This window comes from Microcoleus sp. S13_C5, assembly GCF_036700845.1.
In the GTDB taxonomy this organism is placed as follows: domain Bacteria; phylum Cyanobacteriota; class Cyanobacteriia; order Cyanobacteriales; family Microcoleaceae; genus Microcoleus.
Window position 1 is genome coordinate 1 of the sequence record NZ_JAUBPR010000172.1, and the last position, 10795, is coordinate 10795.

The 10795-nt window shown below is 47.1% G+C and carries 9 protein-coding genes; 5 read left to right on the forward strand and 4 right to left on the reverse strand.

Annotation, left to right across the window (positions count from 1 at the left end):
• Positions 1–776 precede the first annotated feature (776 nt).
• From QUA04_RS27015 to QUA04_RS27025, 3 genes are all read right to left on the reverse strand, one after another.
• A complete protein-coding gene (locus QUA04_RS27015; protein WP_333160809.1) occupies positions 777–1241 on the reverse strand; it encodes a hypothetical protein in 465 nt (154 codons plus the stop codon).
• 188 nt (positions 1242–1429) lie between these two features.
• Positions 1430–1990 carry a sugar O-acetyltransferase gene (locus QUA04_RS27020; protein ID WP_333085524.1) on the reverse strand — a complete coding sequence of 187 codons (561 nt, stop codon included), beginning with the start codon at positions 1988–1990 and terminating at the stop codon, positions 1430–1432.
• A 153-nt stretch (positions 1991–2143) separates the two neighbouring features.
• Positions 2144–2818, reverse strand: coding sequence for an MBL fold metallo-hydrolase (locus tag QUA04_RS27025; protein WP_333263111.1), 675 nt, complete (start codon positions 2816–2818; stop codon positions 2144–2146).
• A gap of 33 nt (positions 2819–2851) precedes the next feature.
• Between QUA04_RS27025 and QUA04_RS27030 the strand changes: the two genes are divergently transcribed.
• The 5 genes from QUA04_RS27030 (at position 2852) to QUA04_RS27050 (ending at position 10186) form a co-directional block, all read left to right on the forward strand.
• The gene (locus QUA04_RS27030; protein WP_333263113.1) at positions 2852–4324 is read left to right on the forward strand and encodes a site-2 protease family protein; all 1473 of its coding nucleotides are present in this window, start codon (positions 2852–2854) and stop codon (positions 4322–4324) included.
• 194 nt (positions 4325–4518) lie between these two features.
• Positions 4519–5118 carry a hypothetical protein gene (locus tag QUA04_RS27035; RefSeq protein WP_333263116.1) on the forward strand — a complete coding sequence of 200 codons (600 nt, stop codon included), beginning with the start codon at positions 4519–4521 and terminating at the stop codon, positions 5116–5118.
• Positions 5119–5243: 125 nt separating this feature from the next.
• Entirely contained in the window at positions 5244–6317 is a 1074-nt protein-coding gene (locus QUA04_RS27040) for a DUF6745 domain-containing protein (RefSeq protein WP_333263119.1), read from the forward strand.
• A gap of 305 nt (positions 6318–6622) precedes the next feature.
• Entirely contained in the window at positions 6623–7804 is a 1182-nt protein-coding gene (gene sat, locus QUA04_RS27045; protein ID WP_333263121.1) for a sulfate adenylyltransferase, read from the forward strand.
• A 207-nt stretch (positions 7805–8011) separates the two neighbouring features.
• Positions 8012–10186 (forward strand): caspase family protein, encoded by a 2175-nt coding sequence (locus QUA04_RS27050; RefSeq protein ID WP_333263124.1) that lies wholly within the window; start codon positions 8012–8014, stop codon positions 10184–10186.
• Between the two features lie 203 nt (positions 10187–10389).
• Here QUA04_RS27050 and QUA04_RS30100 read toward each other — a convergent pair whose 3' ends face one another.
• Positions 10390–10755, reverse strand: a complete 366-nt coding sequence (locus QUA04_RS30100) for a hypothetical protein (RefSeq protein ID WP_445242381.1) — start codon at positions 10753–10755, stop codon at positions 10390–10392.
• Between the last annotated feature and the right edge of the window lie 40 nt (positions 10756–10795).

The window sequence follows — 10795 nt, forward strand, 5'->3', positions numbered from 1 at the left end:
TTTGATAATTTTCGAGAACGGGTATTAGCTTGCTTCTCTAATTAGATAAAAATATCACCGTAAGTTCTGGAGAACCGCATGGTTTGACCAATTTGTGAGATTGAAATCCTTAGCTCACCTGCGATGTACTCGCCCGCATACCAGTAGTCTTAAACTACTAGCATTCAATAATTGCGGGGATTTTTTAATTTTTTCCCGCCGAGCGGCTCCTATCGTTTGCGGTTGCATCGGCATGATATGAAGGACACGGCAGTGCCGTTTCCCTACCCAGATTAATTATAGGGACACGGCAGTGCCATGTCCTGGCGGTGGGTAATATTAATTCCGAGGCTACCCGCTTTGATATCACTTTGTTAAACAGGAATAATATCATACCACATTTTTGAGAAATTAAAAAATTTAATCAACTACTTAATTCTTTTTTATAGTCGTTAATAATGGATGTTATTTAGGTGATGTGAGCAGTAGACATTTTAGGTTGAGATTTTTGGTGTGTGTCTTAATCAATAGTCCAGACTGTTTTTAGTTCGTAGTTTGAAACCCTTGATTTTCAGTTGGTATTTCGAGTACGCAATCGCATTGAAACCCTTATTATACGGTTGGTAATCCCAAAGTGTCCGCAGTATTGTTTAATAACGAAATATTAAAAGTTTTTCGTTCATTATTAATGAAGGAAAAACTTGTTAAATCTTTAATTTATATCTCACCAATCAAAACTATTTTCGGTGCATCCGCTGGCTGAGGCACTGCTAAATTGCCCCAGTTGCGGGATTTGTTTAAAGAACCTTGTGAGTGTGTTCGTGCTGTTTCACATTGTCTTCAGTGCGAATGACGCGCTCGGAGTTGAGCACCCTTTTGCGTTCTAAGGAATAAGTAAAGTCGTTGCGAACTGTTCCCAAGGGAATGTGAAGTTGAGCTTGGGGGCGGATTTTGTAAGTGCGGGCAGCGGCGATCGCCCGAAAGCCAAATTCTTCGCTAAACTGAGCTGATGTCGGGAATTCTGGCAACATTTTGGGTGTTTCGCCGTCGAGCACTGCTCCCAAAGTCGTCCCGCAAATCATTAAATAGGATGTGGGAATTCCCTTCACAATTGCTTCTAAAGCTGCTGAGGGAATAGCTTCGATTACTTGCACTTCAAAAACTTCGCCTTCTTCTTTGATGAAGCAGGTAGCTACACCGACTGCTATGTAGTCGTCGGTGCAGAGATCAGGAGCGTTGGGATAAACTGTTGCAGTCGTCATAAGAAAAGCTTGGTAGTGTGGAAACCGGGAACGAGAAATTAAGCGATTTTAGATTTTAGATTTTAGATTTATTCCACGGTTTTTTTCGGGGATTTTACGTGAAAAATCTCAAACCGCCTGTTCTAAACCTAAAATTTTTTGGTTAAGCTCCAAGGAGCCGATCGCACGATTGTGTCGATCGTACCACATCAAGGTAGATGCCGGATGATTCGGCAAGGATTCCCCGCCGCCACGACGTTTGCGGGAATATCTTTGACAACAACACTGCCTGCGCCGATCGTGCTATTGTCGCCAATAGTGACTCCTGGACAAATAATACTCCCACCGCCAATCCAAACATTATTGCCAATATTAATTTCAGCGGCGAGTTCTTGGCCAGACAGCCTTATTTCCGGGTCTGTGGGGTGAAGAGCGGTGTAAATTTGTACGTTGGGCCCACACAGCAAATTCTCGCCAATGTTAACTCGATTGCAGTCGAGAATCACGCAGCCAAAATTCATATACAATCCGTTTCCCGCATAAATATTACTGCCGTAGTCGCAGTAGAAAGGTGGCTCGATTTCAACTTTTGGGCCAACTGCACCGAACCATTCTGCGAGAATTTCTAACCGTTTGTCTGGTTCGTCTTCGCGGGTAGAATTGTAGGTTCTGGCGAGGCGGCGGGCTCGCTGGCGATCTAAAATTAATTGCTCATCGGCAGCTAAATACAATTCGCCGGCGAGCATTTTTTGTTTTTCGGTTTTTTCCACAGTTTTTTCTACGGTAAGAATTGGCGGTTGAAACCGCTATTTCACCAACGAACTTCCTCTCTAAGAGACTGAAGAATAATGTAGGGTGCGTAAGGGCGCACCTTACCGCTATAATTAGCGCGTCAGATCATTTTTTGATGTTGCAGCATACATTTATGGTTCAGGTTTTGACTGCAAACAAACGGCTAAATCTAGATTGGCTAATTGTTCAAAAGCTCGAGCGATCGCTCCTTTTCCCCGCAAAAAACCAGTATTTGCACCGGGACAAATATACTGTAAAGTTTCCGGCGAAAATCGATCGATAATTGACTTCACGCTGTTAATTTGCCTAGGCCAGTGAAAAGTTTTTGCCGTCCACAGCGGTACTGGAGCGGCTTCTCGGTTGGGGAGCAAGTGCCTACCCGAAAACAGCACTCCACCGCTGCCACTATGATAAAGGCAAGAGGAACCAGGAGAATGGCCAGGAGTCCAAAATGCTTTCATTCGATCGCTCACAACAAATTCTCGCTCAAAAACCGTCACCTTCAAACCCGGCAGTAAATAAGCTTCCTGCTCTTGAATCAGGATCTCGCACCCCGTGGCTTCCTGAATCTCCCGCGCCTTGGCGATAGCGCCGCGGTGGGTGAGAAACAGCAGTCGCACGCCGCCGTGTTCCCGCAAAAATGTTTGGTTAATCTCATCCCAAGCGGGACAATCCACCAGGATGTTAGTTTGGTTTTCTACAATGAAATAGGCTGTTGCACCCAGAGTTTCCCGGTTAGGCGGGAAAGCAAGGATATTGTCGAGCACGGGCCTGGGTTGTTTGGAGACTAAACTCTGTTGTTTCAAGGAAGTATTTCAGAAGGGAATGGGATAAATATTATGTTCTTTTTACTATGGTTGTTCGTATTGGGGCTGATATCGTACTACTTGTTGCAGAACGGCACCAGCCGCATCACCAGGACTCCGATATGGCTGCTGTGGCTGGTAATGATGGCGCCCGCGCTGATTTGGAGCGGTTGGATTTTAGTTTACGGTACTAGCAAAACTGTACCGCCGGAGTTGGTAATTATACCTTTTCTGGTTTGCCCTTTTTTGTATTGGTTTTTGGTACAGTTGGGGCGCAAGAAAATTACCCCCGAAACAGCAGAGCAGCTAGCAAACTCTGCGACTGAACCTGTAAAGCCAAAACCGCCCGTGCGCCCGATCGATGCAGCGGAAGAAGCGAGTTTGCGCGATTGTTTTCCTTGGTCAATTTACTTTTTGCGAGATTTGGAATTTCGGCCGCAGGCTGTAATTTGTCGCGGACAGTTGCGGACGAACCCGGAGGCGGCTTATCAGGCGATTCGGGAGAATGTGGAGAGGCTTTTTGGCGATCGCTTTTTAGTAGTATTTCAAAACAGCTTGAGCGGTCAACCTTTTTTTGCTATAGTTCCCAATCCCAGCCACCAATCAGGCGAAACTCCTGTCAAAACCGAATCTGTAACCAGGCCATTTTTTGCATTAGCTTTGCTGCTGATCACGGTGTTTACGACTACGCTTGTCGGGGCGCGACTTGCCGGAGTTACTGAACAAGCTTTGCAGTCCAACCCGTCAATATTGCTCCAGGGTTTGTCTTACTCGCTGGCTCTAATTACAATTTTAGCAATTCACGAATCCGGCCACTATTTAGCTGCCCGATTCTACAAAATTCGCACGACTTTGCCTTATTTTATCCCGATTCCTTTTTTCTTAGGAACTTTTGGGGCTTTCATTCAAATACGGAGTCCAATTCCCAACCGCCGAGCTTTATTTGATGTTAGCATTGCCGGGCCCCTTGCCGGTTTAGTGGCGACAGTGCCATTATTAATTTGGGGTTTGAATCATTCGACTATTGTACCGCTGTCTGAAAAGTCGGGAATGTTAAATTTTGAGTCTTTCAAACCCAGTTTTTCGCTGTTGATGACTTTGTTGAGCAAGTTAACCTTGGGCGGCGCTTTGAATGCGGAAACTGCGATCGATTTGCATCCGGTAGCGGTGGCGGGTTATTTGGGTTTGATCGTGACGGCGTTTAATTTGATGCCGGTGGGACAACTCGACGGCGGGCACATTGTACACGCGATGTTCGGCCAGCGAGCGAGTATGGCGATCGGGCAATTTGCTAGGCTTTGTATGCTGCTGCTTTCTTTTTTGGAACAGGGTTTGCTGCTGTGGGCGATTATTTTGTTTTTCACGCCACTAAACGACGAACCAGCGCTGAATGATGTCAGCGAATTGGATAATCGCCGGGATTTTTTGGGGTTGTTGGCGATCGGGCTTTTGTTAATGATTTTGTTGCCGGCGCCCAGGGTACTCCTTGAGTGGTTAAATGTTTAGAAGGAAGATCGGCAACGGATTATGTAACGGATTTAACTAACCGATTGATGTTGAAGTCTGAGGGAAGAGAGAAGAAGGAAGAAAAGAGAGGTTGACAAAATTTTGCAAGGGTTGCTATACAAGGGTGTTTAGCGTTTATTAACTCGCTTTGTCTCTCCAAGTAATCTAGAGTTTCAGCGACTTATCTGAAAAATATGCCTTACAAATCCTTTACTTTCCAACAATTAAAAGAGCGATTTGGATTGGAACCGTCACTCAGTCCTATTTTGAGTGCCAAGATTGTTCCTGTAGAACCCTCCGAATGGCTTTGGAGAACCCTCGAAATTAGTTCTAACACTGCGGTTACAACTGCAAAAGAACGTTCCGAACGGATTATTTCTCCTCTTTTGTTAGAATTTAGGGAAAGGAACAACAGACAATTTTCTATTTTTTCTGGTTGGTCGTTTGATGTAGATGTTGAGCTGGGATTGAATGGGGAATGCGACTTTCTATTATCTTCTGTGCCGTTTGACTTTGAAATTAAAGTTCCCGTTTTTGCATTGAGAGAAACGAAAGGCCCAAAAATAGAATCTTGTCTGCCACAGTGTGCAGCACAAATGGTAGCGCCTCAGCTATTTAACGAACGCGAACACAATTCCATACCTGCCGTATTTGGCTGCGTAACTACTGGCGTTGTCTGGCGGTTTCTTAAATTAGATGGAAATAATTTAATTATTGATACTGATGTTTATTGTGTCGATAATGTTCCTATGATTTTAGGTAGGTTGCAAGCAATCGTTAATTTATACCAATAATTTGACAACTCTAATAAAATAGGTTTGTAGGGAAAATTCCGTTATTTTTGCAAACTTAATGATATTTTTTACCGGATGCGAAAGCGAAAAATTTTGACCGCAAATCAAATAATCTAGCTCTACAAATGACGATCGCAATTACTCCAAAACAAATAGCGCTAATTCCGATTTATCGCGAGAAGTGGCGGCAAATTGGACTTTCGATAAAACCAGTCGATCGCCCGCAAGCGACAGCGGCCATCAACACCGCCTACAACATCATCGGCTGTCCGGAACCGGAAATTATTTTCTGTGACAGCCCTTACATAGCTTTGCAAGCAGTTGAACCGCTAAGGATACGCGATTCTGGTGTGGGAACGGCCAGTGAAATCAGAAACAAAATTCATAATGAATTATACGATATATTAAGAAGTCAACTCGGCAAAGAGCTGGAAAATCAAATTTACAGCCAACTCTATAATCCGCTGTACGCTCAACTGATGAATCAACTGCACCTTCATGTTAAAGACGAACTTTATGTCAAATTAGCAAAGAAGTTGGGCGAAAGATTTCAGAGATTCCATATCGATCAGACTTATCATAATAACAGCATATTTTCCGAACTGTCAGCCTGTCACGGAAGTTGGGTAGATTTTTGTATTGGCGTGCTCAATTTGGAGTACGATCGCCCTTTATACTCAGCCTTTCAATCTTTAGTGGAAAACTGCGGCTGGATTTACCCGTTTGAGAAAATGTGCTTTGTGTGCGATCGCCCGATCCAACTTCATTTTGATAGCGAATATTTGCTCCACGCAGAAGGTCAACCAGCGGTTGAATTTGCTGACAAGTTCAGTGTATACTCTTATCGCGGCGTCCGACTGCCGGAAATAATTGGTCAAGTTCCGCCGCAGTCTTGGCAAGCTTCATGGCTGTTAACAGAACAGAATGCCGAAGTGCGGCGAGTTTTGATTCAGGCGATCGGCTATCCGAGAATTTGTCAAGAATTGGAAGCAACTGAATTGGATACTTGGCAAGAATATACTTTGTTGGAAATTGAGAATAATATTGACATAGAGCCAATTTATTTGTTAAAGATGACTTGTCCGAGTACGGGACACCTTCATGCCTTGCGAGTGCCTCCAAAAGTGCGATCGGCTAAAGAAGCGATTAGCTGGGTAAATTGGGGAATAGATCCCGAAGAATTTCAAGTCCAGACTTGACGGGAAAGCATCCAGGATACAAGCCCCCAGATTCATCCGTCCAGAAATAAAAAACCTGTATCCGATAAAGGAACCCCCGAATTTATCCGTGGGGTCAATTCTTTAATCGAAAATCGAAAATCGAAAATCGAAAATCGATTGACGGGAAAGTTTAAAGTTTTGAGTGCGCCAGTTGACAGTTCAAGAATTACAGCGCCACAAAAGCAGCGTTCTGCACAAGTCCAGAAGAATTAAAAAATGTAGAATTGCAGCCACCGCTTGATACTATGTACTCTGGCAGCTAAAACCCACAACTTCAAATCGACATGAGCCAGCATTCAGACCGCATTGCCCCTCACGGCGGCACCCTGGTCAACCGCATTGCCACACTAGACCAAAGACAAGAATTTTTCGATAAAGCAGAAGTCTTGCCGCGAGTCCAGCTTTCGGATCGATCGATCTCCGACCTGCAAATGATCGCCATCGGCGCCCTGAGCCCCCTCAAAGGGTTCATGAACGAAGCTGATTATCGATCGGTCGTTAAACAAATGCGCCTCTCCAACGGCCTTCCTTGGTCGGTTCCCATCACCCTCTCGGTAACAGAAGAAGTCGCCGCCCCCCTGAAAGCAGGAACTTTAGTGCGCCTCGACTCGCCGGCGGGCAAATTTGTCGGGCTCTTGGAACTTGCAGAAAAATATCACTACAGTAAAGAAGAAGAAGCCCTCAACGTCTACCGCACCGACGACCTCAAACACCCAGGTGTCCAGGTAGTAGACAAATCCGGGCCCGTTAACCTCGCAGGCGACATTTGGCTGCTCGAACGCGAACTAGATTCCCGTTTCCCCCAATACCAAATTGACCCGGCGAAATCGAGAATCCTGTTCACAGAAAAAGGATGGAAAACCATAGTCGGTTTCCAAACCCGAAACCCCATCCACCGGGCCCACGAATACATCCAAAAATGCGCCTTAGAAACAGTAGACGGCTTGTTCCTGCACCCGCTAGTCGGGACGACTAAGGATGACGACATCGCCGCAGATGTGCGGATGCGCTGCTACGAAATTCTGCTAGAAAAATACTATCCAAAAGATCGCGTAATTTTGGCAATTAATCCGGCGGCGATGCGCTACGCCGGGCCGCGAGAAGCAATTTTTCATGCTTTAATCCGCAAAAACTACGGCTGCACTCACTTTATCGTGGGGCGCGATCACGCTGGAGTTGGCGATTATTATGGCACTTACGATGCCCAACATATTTTTGATGAATTTGAGCCGGGAGAATTGGGAATTGTGCCGATGAAATTCGAGCACGCTTTCTATTGCACACTGACTGAACAAATGGCTACAACTAAAACAAGTCCCAGCACTCCCGAACAACGGGTACATTTGTCGGGAACCAAAGTTCGGGAAATGCTGCGCGCTGGAAAATTGCCACCACCACAGTTTTCCCGACCGGAAGTCGCCGCAGAATTAGCCAAGGCAATGAATATTTTCAATTACGAGATTTAAATCTTGAACTTTGGTGTGGGCGACCTTCTGAAGAGTTTTTAATTTTGAGTTTTGAGTTTTAAATTGGAAATTTTCAACTTGAAGCTCAAAAGTTAAAACTTAAAAACTCCCTTCATACTAAACACTCACAATCTAATTAATTCCCCTAAAATTATTGAGGGGAATTTAACTTAAAATTCAAAGCTTAAAATTCAAAGCTATTTAAAGATGGGACTCAAGCGGCGGGAATTTTTGCAGCAAGCTGGCCGGGTGCTGGCCGCCATCGGAATCAGCGAGGCCCTGTGGCTGCCGTTGGGCGATCGCTACCTCCAAGCCTTAGCGCAGCCGACAGCCAGGAAATTGGCTTTGTTGGTTGGAGTTGACAAATATCCAGACTCGCCCCTGCACGGCTGCGTCACGGATGTGGAAATGCAGCGGGAACTGCTGATATATCGGTTTGGGTTTGTGCCGTCGGACATTTTGACTTTGACTGACGCTAAAGCTACGAGGGAGAATATCGAGACGGCTTTTGTCACTCACTTGACTCAACAAGCAAAACCCGGTGACGTGGTAGTTTTTCACTTTAGCGGCTGCGGTAGCCGAGTCAGTTTGGGCGAGTCTCCCGGAAAAATGCAAAACAGTTTGGTGCCGGCGGATGATGTTTTGCCGTTGTTAGCAAACCGGCCGATGAACGATATTTTAGAGGAAACGCTGTTGCTGTTGATGCGATCGCTCGCGACAGAAAATGCGATCGCCCTCCTCGACACCAGCTACACCTATCCGGGTTTCTCCAAAAACGGCAACTTTCGCATTCGCTCGCGCCCCCGCCCCACCATCGGCGAGCCGGGCATGGCAGAATTAACGTTTGCCCAAGACCTCCGATCCCGCCCAAATCTCCGCCCTGCGGCCGCCGTACTTGCCGCGGGCGCGAATTCCGCACTCGCCGCCGAACAAGAGTGGAACGGATTTACCGCAGGTTTATTTACCTACGCCCTCACCCAAACTTTGTGGTGGGCAACTCCCGCTAGCAGCTTCAGCGTCTGTTTCAGTCGTGCGGCGGGTAATGTTTACAGCAAGCTGGCGGGGTTATCGCAGCAACCGCAAATTCGCCATCACGATTTAACAGCCGCGCCGGCGGTGAATTTTTCAAATTTAATCTTGAATTCCCCTGCATCTGACGGCGCTGTAACGGCCGTGGAAGAGGGGGGCAAAACTGTGCAGTTGTGGCTGGGGGGGTTGTCGCCCTCGGTTTTGGAGTGCTCCGGGGGTTCTGTTTTTGCTGTGGATTCCTCGGATGGCGCGAGGCTTTTGCTGCGGGGACGCACGGGCCTCTCTGCTAAAGCCCAAGTTTTAGACGGGCCTGCTCAAACAGACGGCCAATTAACAGTCGGCGAACTGGTGAGGGAAGAAATTCGGGTATTGCCGCGAAATATCGGTTTGACAGTAGCTTTGGACTCGGGTTTGGAACGCATCGAGCGCGTGGACGCCACCAGTGCTTTCTCGACTTTGCCGCAACTTGCGGCGGTAGGCAGCGAGCAACCGGCTGACTGTCGGTTCGGCAGAGTCCCGGAAACGACTTTAGCCGAAACTTCCTCGGCTCACGAGCCTGCTTTGATACAAAGCCGTTACGGTTTGTTTTCTTTGGCTCAAATGCTGATTCCCGATACGGAGGGGGACGGGGGAGAAGCAGTCAAGGTGGCGGTGCAGCGCTTGACTCCGCAGTTGAAAGCGCTGCAGGCTGGGAAGTTGCTGCGGCTGACAGTCAATGAGGGGTCTTCGCGCCTGAAGGTGCGGGCGGTTCTGGCAACTCTCGCACCGCAAGCGCGGGCTGTGGCGCAGCGAGAGCCGGTGCGGGCCGGCGGTGATTATCGGCTGGAACCGCTGAGCGGGGAAAGTGAGAAATCCGCAAGCGCTCATATACTAAGTTTGCCAGAGGGCAGCCGATTTTGCTACCGTTTGTATAACAACAGCGATCGCCCGGTTTACTTTGCGGTGTTTTGCACGGACAGCGCGGGACGGCTGTCCGTGCTCGGCGCTGAGGGCAAAGATGCTGTGGGGGGAATGTCGCGGGCGATCGCTCCTGGGGAGAATTTGACCGTGCCGGCGGCTGGGGCGATCGGGTGGGCGGTATCTGGGCCGATCGGACTTGCGGAAATTATGATTATATTCAGTGAGAGCACCTTCGCTCAAACTGTGGCTGCAATAGAAGCCGAAATGCAGCAAACGAGGGAGGCCCTGCCAATTCGAGTGTTGTTGAATCCTTTAAATGTGGCGCGGGCGGTGCTCGAAGATTTGCACGCGGCTAGCATTCCGGGGGTGCAGACAGTGGGGATATCGACGGATGATTTGGCTTTGGATGTGAATGTTTGGGCAACTCTGAGTTTTGTTTATCGAGTAGTTTAATTAAAAAATGGGGAATTGGGAATGTTTTCTATAACCTATAATCCGAAGGGAGCGTGTCACTTTTACGACGAGTATTTATACTCAACTATTTCTTCGCTTACCAATTAAGTCATTTAATTAAGCACATCGATGACCCAATACCTGTCCAATATGTTCTGATTTCCAACTTGCTCCAGATATTTTAATTCGTCTAGGGCGTGTCATCAATTAGCAAGGTTGACAAAATGAACAAGGTGTGGAGCAAGATTCGGCTGACAGCCTAAGCCAACAAGATACTTGAGGCAGCTAGATAAATCCCTCCCAAAAAGTTTAGCCCACGCTTGTCGTAGCGAGTAGCAATGGCTCGAAATTGCTTTAGTTTGGCAAAGAAATTCTCGCTTCAGATGACGCGCTTGGTACAACACAGCATCATAATCACGGGGGTCTTTGCGGTTTTTCTTGGGTGGAATGACTACCTCGATTCCTCGTTGTTGCAAAGGAATTACTACCCGTTCATCAGCATCATACGCTTTGTCGGCAAGAACCGCCTCTACTTGAACTTGAGGCAATAGCTGATCGGCTCCTTCCAGGTCGGAGGCTTGACTGCAGAGTTAAAAAAAATGAGTGGGA

Coding starts and splice junctions, on each gene's coding strand:
- QUA04_RS27030 (WP_333263113.1), top strand. CDS start 2,852: ATGTTCTTTTTACTATGGTTGTTCGTATTGGGGCTGATATCGTACTAC.
- QUA04_RS27035 (WP_333263116.1), top strand. CDS start 4,519: ATGCCTTACAAATCCTTTACTTTCCAACAATTAAAAGAGCGATTTGGA.
- sat (WP_333263121.1), top strand. CDS start 6,623: ATGAGCCAGCATTCAGACCGCATTGCCCCTCACGGCGGCACCCTGGTC.
- QUA04_RS27040 (WP_333263119.1), top strand. CDS start 5,244: ATGACGATCGCAATTACTCCAAAACAAATAGCGCTAATTCCGATTTAT.
- QUA04_RS27015 (WP_333160809.1), bottom strand. CDS start 1,241: ATGACGACTGCAACAGTTTATCCCAACGCTCCTGATCTCTGCACCGAC.
- QUA04_RS27050 (WP_333263124.1), top strand. CDS start 8,012: ATGGGACTCAAGCGGCGGGAATTTTTGCAGCAAGCTGGCCGGGTGCTG.